Raw genomic sequence first — 16,305 nt, forward strand, 5'->3', positions numbered from 1 at the left:
CCGCGCCGGGCGCGCGGACATCGCCCTCTGATCGTCGGTGCCCACCCCACGCCGCACGCGTGCCCGATGCGCCGGTGGCGGGAACCCCGGAAGAGGCTCCCACCACCGGCGGCGGCTCAGCGGGACGCGAACTCGGCGGCCACCAGCTCGGCGATCTCGGCGGTGTTCAGGGCTGCGCCCTTGCGGAGGTTGTCGCCGCACACGAACATGTCGAGCGTGTTCGGGAAGTCGAGGGCCTGGCGGATGCGCCCGACGTAGGTCGGGTCGGTGCCGACGACGTCGGCCGGAGTCGGGAACACGCCGTTGGCGGGGTCGTCCAGAACCACCACCGTGGGAGCGGCCTCCAGCACGGCCCGCGCCTCCTCGACGGTGACCGACCGCTCGAAGGTCGCGTGCACCGCGAGCGAGTGCGTCGTGACCACCGGGACCCGCACGCAGGTCGCGGAGACCTTCAGGTCGGGGATGCCGAGGATCTTGCGGGCCTCGTTGCGGACCTTGAGCTCCTCGGAGAACCAGCCGTCCTCCTTCAGCGACCCCGCCGCCGGGACGACGTTGAAGGCCAGCGGCGCCGGGAACGGCGAGTCGACCAGGTCGGGGACGGCCTTGCGGACGTCACCGGCCACCGTGCCGAGCGTGCGGTTGCCCGCCACCGCCTCGATCTCGTCGTACAGCCGCTCGGGCCCGGCGACGCCCATGCCGGACACGGCCTGGTAGGACGCCACGACGAGCTCCCGCAGGCCGTACGCGCGGTGCAGCGCGCCGAGGGCAGCCATCATCGACAGCGTCGTGCAGTTGGGGTTGGAGATGATGCCCTTGGGGCGCTCGCGGACCTGCTCGGGGTTGCACTCCGGCACCACGAGCGGGACCTGCGGGTCCATGCGGAAGGCTCCGGAATTGTCCACCGCGACCGCGCCGCGGGCCGCCGCGATCGGCGCCCACTCGGCCGACACCTCGTCGGGCACGTCGAACATGGCGACGTCGACCCCGTCGAACGCCTCGGGCGACAGCGCGACGACCTCGACCTCCCGGCCGCGGACCAGCAGCTTCTTGCCCGCGGAGCGCGGCGAGGCGATCAGGCGGATCTCACCCCACACGTCGGGACGGCCGGAGAGGATCTCCAGCATCACCGTGCCGACGGCGCCGGTGGCGCCGACGACGGCGAGGGTCGGCTTGGCGGCGTTCACGTCGAGGTCACCTTCCTGGCCGGCGTGCTCTGACCCACTGCTCATCGACCGGTACCTCCGTACACAACGGCCTCGACCTGGTCGGCGTCGAGGTCGAACGCGCGGTGGGCGGCGGTGACGGCGGCGTCGACCTCCTCCTGCCCGACGATGACCGAGATGCGGATCTCGGAGGTCGAGATCATCTCGATGTTGACGCCGGCGTCGGCCAGCGCGCCGAAGAACTTCGCGGTGACGCCGGGGTGGGAGCGCATGCCGGCGCCGATCAGCGAGACCTTGCCGATCTGGTCGTCGAACAGGATCTTCTCGAAGCCGATCTGGCCCTGGATGCGCTTGAGCGCCGTGACGCCGGCCGTACCGTCGGCGGAGGGCAGCGTGAAGGAGATGTCGGTGCGCCCGGTGGCGGCGGCCGAGATGTTCTGCACGATCATGTCGATGTTGATCTCGGCGTCGGCGAGCGTACGGAAGATGGCCGCGGCCTCTCCGACCTTGTCGGGCACGCCGACGACGGTGATCTTTGCCTCGCTTCGGTCATGCGCGACGCCGGAGATGATCGGCTGCTCCATCACGTTTCCTTCGAAGTTGGGGTCGGAGACGACCCAGGTGCCTTCCCTGCTGCTGAACGAGCTTCGGACGTGGATCGGCAGGTTGAACCGCCGGGCGTACTCCACGCAGCGCAGGTGGAGGATCTTGGCGCCGCACGCGGCCATCTCCATGGCCTCCTCGTACGAGATGCGAGGAATCTGGCGGGCGGCGGAGACGATGCGCGGGTCGGCCGTGAAGATGCCGTCGACATCGGTGTAGATCTCGCACACGTCGGCCTCGAGCGCCGCCGCCAGCGCGACCGCCGTGGTGTCGGAGCCGCCGCGGCCGAGCGTGGTGATGTCCTTGGTGTCCTGGGAGACGCCTTGGAAGCCGGCCACGATCGCGATCTGGCCGACATTCACCGCCTCCCGGATACGGCCGGGCGTCACGTCGATGATGCGCGCCTTGCCGTGCGTCGAGTCGGTTATCACACCGGCCTGCGAGCCGGTGAACGAACGGGCCTCGTGGCCGAGGTTGGCGATCGCCATCGCCAGTAAGGCCATCGAGATGCGCTCGCCGGCGGTCAGCAGCATGTCGAGCTCGCGGCCGGGGGGCAGCGGCGACACCTGCTGGGCCAGGTCGAGCAGCTCGTCGGTCGTGTCACCCATCGCCGAGACGATGACCACGACGTCGTTGCCGGCTTTTTTCGTCGCGACGATCCGCTGAGCCACGCGCTTGATGCGCGCAGCGTCGGCGACGGAGGAACCACCGTATTTTTGGACAACGAGCGCCACGGGATGTCTCCCAAAGGTTCGGTCTGCGGAGCTCACAGTCTACTTGCGCGTCCTGAAGGCCCAACTGAATTGGCCAGTATGTGGACAACCGGACACGACACGCCGCCGGAACGGCCATTCCTGTGGATAACTGTTGAGGATTCCGCCCCTGGAAATCAGGCGATCGTCGACTCCTCCACGACGTCGAGCCGGGTGTGGGCGACGAGCGCCTGGAGGGCCCGCATCGCCGCGCCGGCGTGGTTGCCCCAGGTGTTGAAGTAGGAGTACTGCCACCACCACAGCGCCTCCAGGGGACGCCCCGCGCGGTAGTGGCCGAGGCCATGGACGAGGTCGGCGGCGACGGCCGTGAGGTCGTCCGACAGCCGGTAGGGCGTCACGCCGGTGTCCTTGTACGGGTCGAACACCTCCGCGTAGTCGTCCACGGGGCCGAGGCGCGTGGCCAGGGCCGTGCGCACCCCGTCCAGGTCGGGGTCGGGACCCGTCGCGGGCTCGAAGTTGCCCTGCAGGATCACGTCCTGCATCGCCCCGAGCTGGGCACCGGCCAGGCTGACCTGCGACACCTCGACCAGCAGCATGGCGAGCATGGCGTCGCCGCCCTCACCGCTCGCAAGCCTCGTCAGCCCGTCGAGGTAGTTCTGCGTATGCGCCGCCACACTGTCGGCGACAGCATTCCACTCGTCAAACATCCAGCAGCCTCCGTCCTTCGAAAGCGCGGCCCAAAGTGACCTCGTCCGCGTACTCGAGGTCTCCGCCCACCGGCAGACCGCTGGCCAATCTCGTGACTTTCAAACCCATCGGTTTGACCAGACGGGCGAGATAGGTCGCCGTGGCCTCACCTTCGAGGTTCGGGTCGGTCGCGAGGATGAGCTCGGTGACCCGGCCGTCCGCCAGCCGCGCCATCAGCTCGCGGATGCGCAGGTCGTCGGGACCGATGCCCTCGATCGGGCTGATCGCCCCGCCGAGCACGTGGTAGCGCCCGCGGAACTCGCGCGTCTTCTCGATGGCGACGACGTCCTTCGACTCCTCCACCACGCAGATGACGTGCGGGTCGCGCCGGGCGTCCCGGCAGATCCGGCATTCCTCCTCGGCCGCGACGTTCCCGCAGACGCGGCAGAAGCGGACCTTCTCCTTTACCTCCAGCAGCGCGTGCGCCAGACGCTTGACGTCCACAGGATCCGCGGAAAGCAAGTGGAAGGCGATCCGCTGCGCGCTCTTCGGACCGACGCCGGGCAACAGGCCGAGCTCGTCGATCAGATTCTGGACGACCCCCTCGTACATGGCGGTCAGAACCCCGGAAGCTGGAATCCGCCTCCGCCGAGACCTTGCGCCAGCGGACCGAGCTTCTCCTGCTGCAACTCGGCGGCCGCGCGGACGGCGTCGCGAACCGCGGCGATCACCAGATCGGCGATCGTGTCCGCCGTGTCCTGCGGGTCGCCGGGGTCGACGACCTTGGGACTGATCTTGAGCTCCAGCAGCTCCAGACTGCCGTTGACGGTCGCGACGACGAGGCCTCCACCTGCGGACCCCTCGATCTGCGCGTCGCTGAGCTCCTGCTGGGCCGTCGCGAGCTGCTGCTGCATGAGCTGCGCCTGCTCCAGCAACTGCTGCAGATTGACATCCCCTGGATTCACGATCGTGCGCTCCTCATGGCTTCGCGTGTGGCACGAGCCTACGGTGTTTGCCACGCATGTTGCACTGGCGCACGGCGGTGTTCACGTGGCCACGCCGCCCGTACGGGCGCTGTGGTCACCGCCCGCCGCAGGTCGAGGCGCCATCCGGGAAAGGACGGCCGCGTGCCCGCGTCGCCTGCGGGCGCGCGGATCCTCGCGCGCGCTGGGCGATTCGGCCGGGCGGGACGACGCCGCGCGCCGCCGTTCGTCCCTCCGCCGGGCGTCGCCGGCCGCGATTCCCGGTGGTTCACGGCCGGGTCGGCGCGAGGCAAACACCGGCCCCGCGCCCCCGCCCGGAGCACGCCCTACGCCCCCGCCCGTGCCCTCGCGACGCACCGGATTCGGTCAGGAAACGCCAGATATCGGCAAAGACATCGCCAGCGCCTTCCGGCGTGTGTACGGCCTGTCACGATCTGGGGCTGCTGGTCCTTGATGTGATCCTAGGTGTGGCCTAGGTGTGGTCGATCTCGCCGATGATCTGGCCGCCGAGCTCCCGCTGGACCAGCGCCATGCCCATCAGCGCGCCCGCGTCGGCGTCGTTGTCCGGATCGACCTCGTCGGCCTCCGAGGACGACGGCCCCGAACGGCCGGGCACGGCATCCGGCCAGGCGGACTGCCGGGGACCCGCCTGGGCCGCCGCGTTCGCCGCCGAACGCGCCACTGCCCGGCCCGCGCCGGTCGACGGGCGGGCGGGCGGCGGCGGCCCGTCGTCGTCCGGAGGCGGCGCGTCGGGCCAGGAGTCGTCGGAGTGGGACGACGGCGCCTGCGGACCGCCCTGCTGCCGTCGCGCGGGCGCGCTCTGGGCCTGCCCGCGAGGAGCCTGCGTGGGCGGCGGCGCGTCCTGGGGCTGGGGGGGCGAGGGACGCGCGGCCGGAGCCTGGCGCGCGGGCGGCGCCGCGGCCGGGGAGTTGCCGACGACGGCCTCCACCTTCCAGGTGCCGCCCAGGACGTCGCTGATCGCCCCCGCCACCACGGTGTCCTTGGCCCCGCCGACGAAGTTGCGCATCGCGCCGACCTGGTGGAAGCCGAGCGTGACGATGTTGCCCTCGACCCCGGCGAGCTGAGAGTTCGTGCTGACGTTCGCCCACACGGCGAGCGAGCGCCGCTTGAGCACGTCCAGGACCTGCGGCCAGGCCTGCTGGAAAGCACCCCCCGGCGGAGCGACCTGGGGCGGGGGCGGGGCGGACACGGGCTCCGGACCGCGCTGGGGCGCGCCAGGCCTGGACGTGGCGGGCCAGTCGTCTGCGGACCGGGCGGCGGACGGGCGTCCCTCGGCCTGCGCGGGCTGCTGCTGGGCGGGTGCCTGCGGCGCCGTCTCGGCCTGCGTGACGGCCCTCGGCGCCGGCGCGGGCTCTTCGGCGGCCACCGGACGCGGCCCCGGCGGCGCGAGACCGGGAACGGGCGCCGCGGCGGCCACCACCCGGCCGCGCTCCAGGCGCTCCAGGCGGGCCAGCAGCGCGGCCTCGCCCTGCTCGGCGGCGGGCAGCAGGACGCGGGCGCACATCAGCTCCAGCAGCAACCGGGGAGACGTCGCGCCGCGCATCTCGGTCAGCCCCGCGTTGAACACCTCGGCGGCGCGGGTCAGCTCGGCCGGGCCCATCAAGACCGCCTGCCCCGCCAGCCGCTCCAGCTCGTCGGCCGGACGGTCGAGCAGGCCGCTGGCCCCCGCCTCGGGGACGTTGGCCAGCACCACCAGGTCACGGAAACGTTCGAGCAGGTCCGTCGCGAACCGGCGGGGGTCGTGGCCGCCCTCGATCACGCGGTTGACCGCCGAGAACACCGCGGCGCCGTCACGCCGGGCGAACGCCGTGACGATCTCGTCCAGAAGATCGGAGTCGGTGTAGCCGAGCAGCGAGACGGCGCGGGCGTAGGTGATGCCCGCGTCGTCGGCGCCGGCGAGCAACTGGTCGAGGATCGACAGCGAGTCACGGGCCGACCCCGCGCCCGCGCGCACCACCAGCGGCAGCGCGGCGGGCTCGTACGGCACCGACTCGGAGTCGAGGATCTCCTCCATGAGCTGGCGCAGCGTCGCCGGCGGCATGAGCCGGAACGGGTAGTGGTGGGTTCTCGACTTGATGGTGCCGATGACCTTTTCGGGCTCGGTGGTCGCGAAGACGAACTTCAGGTGCGGCGGAGGCTCCTCGACGAGCTTGAGCAGCGCGTTGAACCCCTCACGGGTCACCATGTGCGCCTCGTCGATGATGTAGATCTTGAACCGCGCGGAGACCGGGGCGAAGAACGCGCGTTCGCGCAGGTCACGGGCGTCGTCCACGCCTCCGTGGGACGCGGCGTCGATCTCGATGACGTCGAGGTGGCCGGGGCCGGTCGGCCCGAGCGCCACGCAGGAATCGCAGACGCCGCACGGGTCGGGCGTCGGCCCCTTCTCGCAGTTCAGCGAGCGGGCGAGGATGCGCGCGCTGGAGGTCTTGCCACACCCCCGGGGGCCGCTGAACAGGTAGGCATGGTTGATGCGCCCGGTGCGCAGCGCCTGCCGCAGCGGCTCTGTGACGTGTTCCTGACCCTTGACTTCGGCGAACGTCCCAGGCCGGTATTTGCGGTAGAGAGCGAGACTCATGCCGTCTCCTCGCCTAGGGGGTCGGAGTGCGAAGTGGAGACCCCGGGACGCCTCACGCGGGCGATCGACTCGCTCACGTGACGACATCACCCCGGTCCCCAGCGAAGAGACCCCTCGCACACCCGCCAGAGCCCGCTTATCCTTGCTGCCTTCCGGCCCTGGGGAGGTTCACAGGATGACGCCGCGCGAGGGGTCCTGTGACAGTCTAGCCGTGCCCGGCAGTACTCGTGGCCCCCAAGCCCGGATCCCCACCCCCGATTCCCATCTCCTCCACCTTCCCACCGTTCCCCATCTCCGTCTCTGCCGTCTCTCGGTCTCTGCCAGTCCTCTGCGATCTCTGGCGCCTCTATGTCGCCCTTGCGTCTCTGCCGCCTCTGCATCTCTCTCCCCCCATGCACCGAGACCGATTCGTGGCTGCCGGCGTGGTCCGCGCGCCCCCGAAGTCCGGTAAGCTTCTCGGCGGAGGATTCGCCTAGTTGGCCTAGGGCGCACGCTTGGAAAGCGTGTTGGGGGCAACCCCTCAGGAGTTCGAATCTCCTATCCTCCGCGCTTGGTTGAGCAGCACAAACACGAAGGCCCCGGACCGATCCAGCCGGGGCCTTCGTGCTGTCTCCGTCTCAGTTGCCCTCGGAGCCGTACGACTCCTCCCCTCGCTCCGCTTGGCCCAACCCGCTCGGCCCAACTTCAGAGCCTACGTAGCCGAAAAGCTCCGGCAGGAAGTAGCGAAGCCGGAAGCGGGCGACGCCGTCCCCACGCGGGACATGTCGGCCGACATTGCCAGGCTTGAAAGCCGGATCGCTGAGACTCGTCAAGCGGCCGTAGACGGCCTAATGCCAATGGCGGACGCCGGGGAGATCCTTACCGGCCTACGTGAGCAGATCAACGCCCTACGGGCTGCACAGGCGGAAGCAGCCATGAACGAGCACCAACGCGCGATCAGCGCGGACGACGCGCTAGCGCTGTGGGCGGACGACTCCCTAGACACGTTGGGCGAACGCCGGGCGGTTCTCGGCCGGTACGTGAAGCGGATCATGGTTCACCCACTCGGCCCCGGCCGCTGGCGAATGGACAACATCCCCGAAACGTCAATCGACATCATCCCCGCACAGCAGAAAGCCCCCGCCGTAGCGGGGGCTTTCTGTTTGGGTTAGACGAGTTGCATGGTCTGCCCAACCGGGCACATCGGCAGGCCGATGGCGATCCACTTAGCCGACGTGCGGACCTGGTAGCCGCCGCGGCGTTGCAGGGCCGTATGGGACGATCCGGGCTAATCGTTTTTCCCGTTCCGGCAATTTTCAGGTAACGCATCCAGTGCTTTTCAGCAAAGTCGGCGAGGATATGCGGGGCCGCACTTTCCGGCGGTTTCCGGGTAAATTCGAACGTTCACCTCTTGTCGCGGCATGGGTTCTTCCACTCTTCGGGTGAACGATTGGCACATCTCAGGCTTGACGCCCATCGCGGTCATGTCGCTCGGGCTCACTGTCTTCATTGAGGGTGGATCGAAGATTCGCTATGCTGGCCGGACGAGAAATTACATCAAAAGGCGAAAGCGCGAAGTAGATGAAGCGTGTTGCAATAGTGCAATCGAATTACATTCCCTGGAAAGGGTATTTTGATCTCATTGCGCATGTCGATGAGTTCATTCTGCTCGACGATGTTCAGTACACCAATCGGGATTGGCGTAACCGAAACATGATAAAGACGGCTGCGGGCCCCAGTTGGCTCTCGATTCCAATCAGGCAAAGCAGTCGGAGTCAACTCATCAATGAATCGACCATCGTCTATCCAGCCTGGAACGTAAAGCACTGGAGCACGCTCATGCACGCATACCGAAGGGCCCCCTATTTCGATGAATATGCCACAGTCCTGGAGAAGATGTACCTGGAATGTGAAACAAGCAACCTATCCGAAATCAACAGGCATTTCCTCGAAGGAATCTGCTCTATCCTTGACATTCACACCAATCTGCGTCCGTCCGCCGACTACGGCGCGACAGGATCGAAAACCGAACGCCTCCTCGACCTGTGCCAGAAATCGGGCGCAACGCAATATGTCAGCGGACCGGCGGCTCGTGTCTACCTTGACGAGTCACTCCTCCGGAACGCAGGAATCGACGTCCTGTGGTTCAACTATGAAGGGTATCGCGAATATCCACAACTCCATCCTCCCTTCCATCATCACGTGAGTGTTGTCGATCTCATTTTCAATACGGGGCCAAACGCCAAGGAGTATCTGAAGGTCGCCACGCCCGGAACCGAAACCGTCGAAGTATCGTTGGACCTGCGGGCATCCAGTACGTGAGTACCTGCCCAGACAGCATGCCGCCGGCCACTTACCACAGAGCAGGCATGGCTGTTCGCCATGCGGATAAGCAATGGATCCGATCGCGGGAGTTGATGGCGGCGTGGTCGCCGGTTCGACGAGTACGTCGGGCACGATCTGCTGTCCAGTCGCGGCAGGCGGCCAAGCGTATCGGCGCGATGGCGATATAGGAGAACGGCAAGCGGCCCCACAGCTGAAAACCACATCTCGAGGGAGAAAAGCATGCGGATTGTCCTGTTCTGTAATGATCGGACCGGTCTTGAGATCGCAACTTGGCTGCGTGGCAGGCCTGATGCCGAGATCGCCGCCGTCGTCCTCAACGCTCCCGGGCAGCAGCGTCGAGCCGACGAAATCAGGGACCTGTTCCCCGACCTGGAGCGAGCAGGGCTGGTGCTCACCGGTGACATCCTCAAGAAGGAGGAGACGCCTCGTCGTATCGCAGGACTTGGCGCGGAGATGGGGATCTCCCTGTACTTCGCGCACATATTCACGTCGCGGCTCATCAACGCGTTTCCGCGTGGGATCGTCAACCTGCATCCCTCCCTGCTTCCCTACAACCGGGGGCGGCGGACGGCGATCTGGTCGATTATCGATGGCACGCCGGCCGGTGCGACGTTGCACATGGTCGACCAAGGAGTCGACACGGGTCCGGTGCTCTCGCAGGAGGAGGTTCCTGTCCACCCGTACGACACAGGCGGTTCGCTCTATCGAAAAGTAGAGGACGCTGCCGTCGAACTGTTCCGGCGCTCGTGGCCGCTGCTGTGCGCGAATTCGCTCATACCGAAAGAGCAGGATCATGACAAAGCCACTGAACACACGACCAGTGAGTTCGAGGAAATCGGGTACCTTGACCCGGACCAGTTCATGACGGTCGGGCGAATGGTGGACATCATCCGGGGCCGGTGCTTCAACCGAGACAACTGCGTGCGACTCCGCACACTCGACGGCACCACGATCCGCCTCTTTCTCGAGCCGATTCCTGAGTGACTCCCGGTCGGGGTGCGCGCGGACGTGGCCTGGCCGGGGATCCCCGCCTCCGCGCAGCGGTCCCGCCTGTGATCGCGGCCCTGCGGGCGGCGTGGTGCAGCATTGACGCGCTCCCTGGCCTGAAGGCCAGGGATTCAGCCCGTGCCGCGCGTTCACGCGGCACCTCTGAGGCTTCCTGCTTCGCCGACCCGCGCCACCTCAAGCGGTGGTCTTACCGGGTCTCCACAGGCGTTCAGTCTGTCCGCCCGTCCGGCGGCCAGGATGTTGATCGCGGCGTTGAGTGGGGCGCAGAGCGCCTAGGGATGCCGTAGCCAGTGTTACAGCCTTTCCTCCTTCCTCGCGCGCCGGGCACGACAGTGACGACCTGAGGGCCTTCCACAGGCATCAGGAGCACAGCAGCAGGCACCAGCAGCGGATGCGCGTCCAACGACGGATGCGGACGCCGTCTCAGTTTCCGTCTCAGTTCAGCTCTGTTCAACGGGGTTCAGCACAGTACAGTGGCACCCCGTATGACCTGGTCAGGCCCGGTTTGCTCTACGCTGTATAGAGATCAACAGACTTGGAAAGCGTGTTGGGGGCAACCCCTCAGGAGTTCGAATCTCCTATCCTCCGCGCTTGGTTGAGCAGCAAGAACACGAAGGCCCCGGACCGATCCAGCCGGGGCCTTCGTGCTGTCCGGGTCTCAGTTTGGGTCTCAGTTTCCTTCTGCGGACCCTCGCCGGCGTCGTGCGTCTCCCCCGCGTCGGCCTGCCAGAGAAGCACTTCCATTCGCGGGGTTGCGTCCGCAAGGTATCCGTAACCTCTGCGGCAGTCCCTCCTTCCCGTTCCGCCACCTTCCCGTGGTGACAGTGAGTAGCAATAATGCTACTGAGCGTAGAGTGCCTGTTGAGATCCACTCAGGCCACGCCCCCGCCCGCGGCCACCGAACGCCCCGGGCGCCATGCCCCCCCACCGGAAGGAATTCACCATGTCCTCCATCAGCGCACGCGCCGCCGCAATCACAGGGAGAGGTGGTATGCGAGAGAGCTACCAGAACCGCCCCTGCGGGCGCGGCCTGGCAAGGATGGCCGTGGCCGTGGTCCTGCTGTTCACCTCTTGGGCGATGATCGGCCTGGCGGGCACGGCCACCGCCGACGGCGCCCAGGGCCCGACCGACGAGCCCGGCGTCTACCGGATCCTCAACCTGGAGTCCGGCACTTCGCTGCGGACCTACACCCCAGGTAGGCCGATCTTCGTCGCCAGCACCCGGGAGCACCCGGGCCCGTTCGAACTCTGGGAGATCACCCGGACCCAGGGCGGCTTCACGATCAAGAACGTCGGCCTCAGCGGTCGCGGTCCCGCATCCTACGCCTCGGCACGGCAGACCGGAGAGGGCGAGCCGGTCATCGCCGGCGGCGAGCCGATGACCTGGTCCATCGAATCGGCCGGCGACGACACCTACGTCATCAAGGCGCCGAACGAGGACCTGCTCTGGAACGCCGAGCCCCCGGTGATCCCGCGGGGCGATGTGAGGCTACGCGGCGCGGACGGATCCGAAACGCAGCGCTGGAGGTTCGAACCCGTGAACGACTAAGACGAGCCCTGCGGGGCCTCCGCGCTTGGTTGAGCAGCACGAACACGAAGGGCCCGGACCGATCCAGCCGGGCCCTTCGCCCTGTCCGGGTCTCTTCCCCGGCTCAGCGAATGACGCGGAACCAGAGGTTCGTCACCGTCGGGGCGCCACTGAGGCTGAGGCGGTCCAGCGTGACGTTTCGTGCTGCCCGGGTGGGCATCCCCGCCGAACGGCTTGCCCTCTCCGGGCCTCCCCTTGACGCCGCGCCCGGCCGTCCAGGGCGTCGAGGCAGGCGTTGGTCGCGATGCGGTACAGCCAGGCCCGGACGGTCGACCGTCCCTCGAACGCGCCGAGGTTCTTCCAGGCGCGCAGGAACGTCTCCTGGACCAGGTCCTCGGCCTCGTCCAGCGATCCGCGCATCCGGTAGCAGTGCACCAGCAACTCGCCGCGATGACGCTCGACCAGTACCTCGAAGGCCGGTTCGTCCCCCGCCCGCGCCGCGTCCGCGACCGCCTTGTCGTCCTCCGCGCCCGACAATTCCCCGCCTTCCCGCGTCCCGACCGGCCCTCCTCCGTTACGGCGTCAGGAGCGCGAGTGGTTTGTGCGCTTATGAGGCTTTCGATGTTTGGCGGAGTGCGCCTTGCGTGCGTGCCGGGGTTCGGGTTCGGACGGCGTCAGGTGGTCGGGCGCCTGGAGGAACACCGGGATGGAGTGGCGGCGCAGCAAGGAGGGCGGTGACGGGCCGGCGTTCCGTATGGAGTACGGGAAAGGCGGCGCGGCCGGCGGGCACGAGGAGCGCAGGCCGAGGGCCAGCCCGAAGCCGGCGGCGAGGGCGACGACGAGACCGGCCGCGTACGGGCCCTGGGTAACGAGCCTCGCGCGCAGCCACGCGCCCGTCGGCATGACCGGGAGGCTCCGGTAGAAGTACGCGGGCGGTGGCACGTCGCTGGGCGTACTCAAGGTCACCTCCGTCCGGGGTGGTCGGCTGCGCGCCACGGTAATCAGCACTTCAGCGGCGCCCGTGGATACCACGCCCCGATTGGCCCGATCCCGGCCGAGCGTTGGCACACGGCGGTGACGGTCTTGAGGGAACGTTTTCGCGAATGGCCCACCGCGGGTACGTTTCCAGCCGCGCCCGTGCAACGGGCCTGTCCGGCCGTTCACCTTGGTCATGCATGATCGTTTCGCCCAGGGGAACTAGCAGGGTTGGATAAGACCCCCAAAACAGAAGAAAAGGGAATCAGCCGATGGACTTCCGGGACGATGTCGACCTAGACGCCTCTCAGGTCGAGAACCGCGGAGGCGGCGGTGGAATCGGCGGTGGTGGGCTCGCCATCGGCGGCGGCGCGGTGGGCGTCATCGCCCTCCTCGTCGCGCTCATATTCGGGATCAATCCGGGCGACATCATGGGAAGGAACGGCGGCGGTGATACGGCCGCGCAGCCGTCCTCCGACCTCTCAGGCCAGTGCCGGAAGGGCTCGGACGCCGACCAGTCGGAGAACTGCCGCGTCGTCGGCGTGGTCAACAGCATCCAGGCCTACTGGAAGGTCGCCTTCGCCCAGCGGGGCAAGGAGTCGTACACCAAGGCCCGCACCGTGCTGTTCTCCCAGGCCGTGAGCACGGGCTGCGGGCAGGCGACCTCGCAGGTGGGGCCGTTCTACTGCCCGGGCGACAAGCGCGTCTACCTGGACCTGACGTTCTTCGACGAGTTGCAGAGCAAGTTCGGCGCCAGCGGCGGCCCGTTCGCGCAGGCGTACGTGATCGCCCACGAGTACGGCCACCACGTGCAGGACCTGCTGGGCACCATGGACCGCGTCCGCGGCGACCGCCAGGGTGCCGAGAGCGCGTCCGTACGACTGGAGCTCCAGGCGGACTGTTACGCGGGCGTCTGGGCGAAGAACGCGGTGGACACCGGCTTCTACGAGAAGCCCTTCACCAACACCGACATCAAGGAGGCACTCGACGCCGCGGCGGCCGTCGGCGACGACCGGATCCAGGAGAAGGCCCAGGGCCGGGTCGATCCCGAAGCCTTCACGCACGGGACGGCAGCGCAGCGCACCAAGTGGTTCAGCACCGGCTACAAGACCGGTGAACCGGCTCGGTGCGACACCTTCTCCGGCCGCATCTAGGCGCTTCCGCACATCAGCGTCAGGGCACTGAAGCAGGCGGAACCTGAAAACTCTCTTAAACTCGGTAGGGTGATCTTCAAGTCAGTCGGTGACAGACGTCCGTACCCCGAGCACGGCCTATCCCACCGCGAGTGGGCGCGCATCCCGCCTCGCCAGGTCAGGCTCGATTCCTTGATCACCACCAAGGCGGTACTGGACCTGCACTCCCTGCTCGCCAAGGACTCCACGTTCTACGGCGATCTCTTCCCCCACGTCATCCAGTGGCAGGGCGAGTACTACCTCGAGGACGGCCTGCACCGCGCGTTGCGGGCGGCGCTCCACCAGCGGTCGGTCCTCCACGCCCGCGTGCTCGACGTCGACGCTTCCGAGACCCCGGGCGCCCCTCAGACCGCCCGGGAAGCAGAGCCCCCGACGTCTTAGGTAAAACACTTCCCGTACGGGCCGTCCACCGCCCGCCGTGTTCCTAAGCTGCGGACCGTCGCAGGGGCGACACGGCTCACAGGCCGCGGGAACGCACGCGTCGGACGGTTATCAAATGCGAGATGTCACACAGATCGTGGCGCAGCTCCGGGAGGAGCTCGCCGCGGAGCTGCGCGAACGGGTGCGGCGCCGCCTGGCCGAGCAGTCCACCGAGTGGCTGGTCGACCAGTTGATGGCGCTGGTCCTGCCGTCCGGCGAGGTCTCCTACGCGATCCCCCGGCAGGTGCCGCGAGGTCCCGAGGCCGGCGAGGACGCCTACGTGCCGCACCTCCCCGTCGGCGAGGACGTTCCCGGAGCCGTCGGCGGACGCGACGACCGGCACCCGAGGACGGGCGGCGCGGAGGAGCCGGCGTCCTGGGACGACGGGATGACGGGCGTGGAGGCCGAAGACGGACGCGCGGCACGGATCCGGCGCCTCGGCCTCGACCAGGCGTCCCTGCCCGGCCGCACCGCGCGGTACCGGACGCTGCGGCGCGAGGTGCTGGTGGCCGAGGGCTACCTTCTCGATCCCCCGCCGAGGGGCGGAGCGCTGATCTCGCCCGCCCACCGCTCCCCGGACGCCGAGGCACTCCTGCGGGAGGCCGGGGACGTCGTGCACGCGCTGCTCTTCGGCGGCGAGGGCGTGCGTCTCGACCCCGTGGAGCGCGGGTCGATCATCCTGAGCGTCACCCGCGCCAAGGCGCACGCCGTGACCTCGCTCCTGGGCGCGCCCGGGGCGGACCTTGTCCCGTCCGGCGGCGCGCCGTTCCGGGTCGAGTACGGCGAGGTCGCGGGCGGGCTGGTGGGGCACGCACTGGCTGCGGCGTTGTGCCTGGTCAACGACCTTCTGATCAACGAGCGGTCCCTGTACGGGGACGGCGAGAGCGCTCCGGGCCGTTAGCCCCCACCCTCGGAGCACGAAAGCCGCCCCGCGAGGAGGCACCCTCCCGGGGCGGCGCGGCCACAAGAGGGCTCACTCCCGGACGGACGGCCGCCGGTGGCTAATGGTGCTTGACGTGGTGCTTCTTCTTGTGGTGGCTCATGGCGTGCTTCTTGTGCTTGGCGTGCCTCTTGGTGTGATGCTTCTTGGCGTGGTGAGCGGAGGCACGCTTCTTCTTGTGATGGCCGTGCTTGGACGAGCAGCGCTTGCCCTTGCAGGTCGTCAGCGGGTCCGCGCTCGGCGCCACGGCCACGGACGTGGGAGCGGCGGTGGCCGCGGCGGCGGAGTGCACCGCGAGCGCGCCCGGGACGACGAGCGCGGAGGCCACCAGGAAACCGGCGGCAAGTGCTTGCCTGAGCATAAGAGATCACTCCGTTGTCGAGACGGTCTGAGCCCGGACGACCGATCGCCGGGCGGACGGAGCGTCGAATTGGTGTACCCGGGATAGCCCAAAACGCCCCGAAAACTACAAACCTCACGCTAACTGGGCGAAATTCTGCGACCCGCCCATTAGAGGCAAAGCCTTGGTTCCGGCACTCCGCCCGGTCCTGGACAAAACTGACCCACCATCGGACGGCCGTTTAATCGGTTGACGGGCCGCGCACGCCTGGGAAGCCTGAGCGGATGCTGATACGCCGTGAGCTTCCCGCGGACATCCCGCACATCCGCGACGTGCACGCCGCCGCGTTCGCCCCCGGAGCCGCCCCCGGCCAGGTCGCTGTGGAGGCGGGCCTGGTGGACGCGCTGCGGGCGTGCGACGCGTGGATACCGGAGCTGTCGCTGGTGGCCACGGCCCCGGACGGCACGATCACCGGCCACGTGGTGTGCACGCGCGCCGCCGTCGGCGCCATTCCCGTGCTCGGCCTGGGCCCGCTCGGCGTGCTGCCCGCGTTCCAGCGCGGCGGCGTCGGCCACGCCCTCGTCCACGCCGTGCTCGGCGCCGCTGACGCGCTCGGCGAGCCGCTCGTCGTCCTGCTGGGCCACCAGGACTACTATCCGCGGTTCGGTTTCCGCCCTGCCTCGGAGTACGGAGTCACCCCGCCGGTCCCGGAATGGGCCTCCCATTTCCAGGCACGCACCCTCACCACGTACACACCAGACATACAGGGCAAATTCGAATACGCCCAACCTTTCTACGACATATAACCATTCGAAACATCAGCTCGCGACG

General features: G+C 68.2%; 16 protein-coding genes, 1 tRNA gene, 1 other RNA gene and 1 pseudogene. 9 read left to right on the plus strand and 10 right to left on the minus strand.

The annotated features are described in order from the left end of the window. Window positions 1-116: 116 nt before the first annotated feature. The 7 genes from AB0H21_RS23685 to ffs all read right to left on the minus strand — a co-directional run bounded on the left by AB0H21_RS23685 (window position 117) and on the right by ffs (window position 6,943). Entirely contained in the window at window positions 117-1,184 is a 1,068-nt protein-coding gene (locus AB0H21_RS23685; RefSeq protein ID WP_358520613.1) for an aspartate-semialdehyde dehydrogenase, read from the minus strand. A gap of 41 nt (window positions 1,185-1,225) precedes the next feature. After that, a complete protein-coding gene (locus tag AB0H21_RS23690) occupies window positions 1,226-2,500 on the minus strand; it encodes an aspartate kinase (protein WP_358520137.1) in 1,275 nt (424 codons plus the stop codon). 155 nt (window positions 2,501-2,655) lie between these two features. After that, window positions 2,656-3,186: a DUF5063 domain-containing protein gene (locus tag AB0H21_RS23695; RefSeq protein ID WP_358520140.1), complete on the minus strand. Its 531-nt coding sequence runs from the start codon at window positions 3,184-3,186 to the stop codon at window positions 2,656-2,658. Then, entirely contained in the window at window positions 3,179-3,778 is a 600-nt protein-coding gene (gene recR / locus AB0H21_RS23700; RefSeq protein WP_358520142.1) for a recombination mediator RecR, read from the minus strand. The genes AB0H21_RS23695 and recR overlap by 8 nt, the downstream gene beginning before the upstream one ends. 5 nt (window positions 3,779-3,783) lie before the next feature. Then, window positions 3,784-4,131 (minus strand): YbaB/EbfC family nucleoid-associated protein, encoded by a 348-nt coding sequence (locus AB0H21_RS23705; RefSeq protein ID WP_358520145.1) that lies wholly within the window; start codon window positions 4,129-4,131, stop codon window positions 3,784-3,786. Window positions 4,132-4,621: 490 nt separating this feature from the next. Next, window positions 4,622-6,745, minus strand: a complete 2,124-nt coding sequence (locus AB0H21_RS23710; RefSeq protein WP_358520147.1) for a DNA polymerase III subunit gamma and tau — start codon at window positions 6,743-6,745, stop codon at window positions 4,622-4,624. A 102-nt stretch (window positions 6,746-6,847) separates the two neighbouring features. Continuing rightward, window positions 6,848-6,943, minus strand: an RNA gene (gene ffs / locus AB0H21_RS23715) — signal recognition particle sRNA small type. Between the two features lie 263 nt (window positions 6,944-7,206). Here ffs and AB0H21_RS23720 point away from each other — a divergent pair. The 5 genes from AB0H21_RS23720 to AB0H21_RS23740 all read left to right on the plus strand — a co-directional run bounded on the left by AB0H21_RS23720 (window position 7,207) and on the right by AB0H21_RS23740 (window position 11,627). After that, window positions 7,207-7,292: transfer RNA gene (locus tag AB0H21_RS23720), tRNA-Ser, on the plus strand. A gap of 7 nt (window positions 7,293-7,299) precedes the next feature. Then, a complete protein-coding gene (locus AB0H21_RS23725; RefSeq protein WP_358520148.1) occupies window positions 7,300-7,896 on the plus strand; it encodes a hypothetical protein in 597 nt (198 codons plus the stop codon). A gap of 409 nt (window positions 7,897-8,305) precedes the next feature. Continuing rightward, window positions 8,306-9,046, plus strand: coding sequence for a WbqC family protein (locus AB0H21_RS23730; RefSeq protein ID WP_358520151.1), 741 nt, complete (start codon window positions 8,306-8,308; stop codon window positions 9,044-9,046). A 243-nt stretch (window positions 9,047-9,289) separates the two neighbouring features. After that, window positions 9,290-10,054: a formyltransferase family protein gene (locus AB0H21_RS23735; protein ID WP_358520153.1), complete on the plus strand. Its 765-nt coding sequence runs from the start codon at window positions 9,290-9,292 to the stop codon at window positions 10,052-10,054. A 1,015-nt stretch (window positions 10,055-11,069) separates the two neighbouring features. After that, the gene (locus AB0H21_RS23740) at window positions 11,070-11,627 is read left to right on the plus strand and encodes a hypothetical protein (protein ID WP_358520155.1); all 558 of its coding nucleotides are present in this window, start codon (window positions 11,070-11,072) and stop codon (window positions 11,625-11,627) included. A gap of 237 nt (window positions 11,628-11,864) precedes the next feature. On the opposite strand, the pseudogene AB0H21_RS23745 reads toward AB0H21_RS23740, so the two are convergent. Continuing rightward, window positions 11,865-12,071, minus strand: a pseudogene (locus AB0H21_RS23745) (sigma-70 family RNA polymerase sigma factor); the annotation flags it as partial. Window positions 12,072-12,188: 117 nt separating this feature from the next. After that, window positions 12,189-12,566: a hypothetical protein gene (locus tag AB0H21_RS23750; RefSeq protein ID WP_358520157.1), complete on the minus strand. Its 378-nt coding sequence runs from the start codon at window positions 12,564-12,566 to the stop codon at window positions 12,189-12,191. 287 nt (window positions 12,567-12,853) lie between these two features. Here AB0H21_RS23750 and AB0H21_RS23755 point away from each other — a divergent pair, with 287 nt between their 5' ends. The 3 genes from AB0H21_RS23755 to AB0H21_RS23765 all read left to right on the plus strand — a co-directional run bounded on the left by AB0H21_RS23755 (window position 12,854) and on the right by AB0H21_RS23765 (window position 15,095). Continuing rightward, entirely contained in the window at window positions 12,854-13,735 is an 882-nt protein-coding gene (locus AB0H21_RS23755) for a neutral zinc metallopeptidase (protein WP_358520159.1), read from the plus strand. A gap of 69 nt (window positions 13,736-13,804) precedes the next feature. After that, window positions 13,805-14,155, plus strand: a complete 351-nt coding sequence (locus tag AB0H21_RS23760; protein WP_358520161.1) for a type II toxin-antitoxin system VapB family antitoxin — start codon at window positions 13,805-13,807, stop codon at window positions 14,153-14,155. Between the two features lie 115 nt (window positions 14,156-14,270). Beyond that, complete coding sequence (locus AB0H21_RS23765; protein WP_358520164.1) at window positions 14,271-15,095, plus strand: hypothetical protein; 825 nt, start codon at window positions 14,271-14,273, stop codon at window positions 15,093-15,095. A 100-nt stretch (window positions 15,096-15,195) separates the two neighbouring features. Here the strand turns inward: AB0H21_RS23765 and AB0H21_RS23770 are convergent, their stop codons facing one another. Continuing rightward, entirely contained in the window at window positions 15,196-15,495 is a 300-nt protein-coding gene (locus AB0H21_RS23770) for a hypothetical protein (protein ID WP_358520167.1), read from the minus strand. A gap of 263 nt (window positions 15,496-15,758) precedes the next feature. Here AB0H21_RS23770 and AB0H21_RS23775 point away from each other — a divergent pair, with 263 nt between their 5' ends. Next, the gene (locus tag AB0H21_RS23775) at window positions 15,759-16,280 is read left to right on the plus strand and encodes an N-acetyltransferase (RefSeq protein ID WP_358520169.1); all 522 of its coding nucleotides are present in this window, start codon (window positions 15,759-15,761) and stop codon (window positions 16,278-16,280) included. Window positions 16,281-16,305 lie beyond the last annotated feature (25 nt).

Source organism: Sphaerisporangium sp. NPDC051011, assembly GCF_040653595.1.
GTDB lineage: Bacteria > Actinomycetota > Actinomycetes > Streptosporangiales > Streptosporangiaceae > Sphaerisporangium.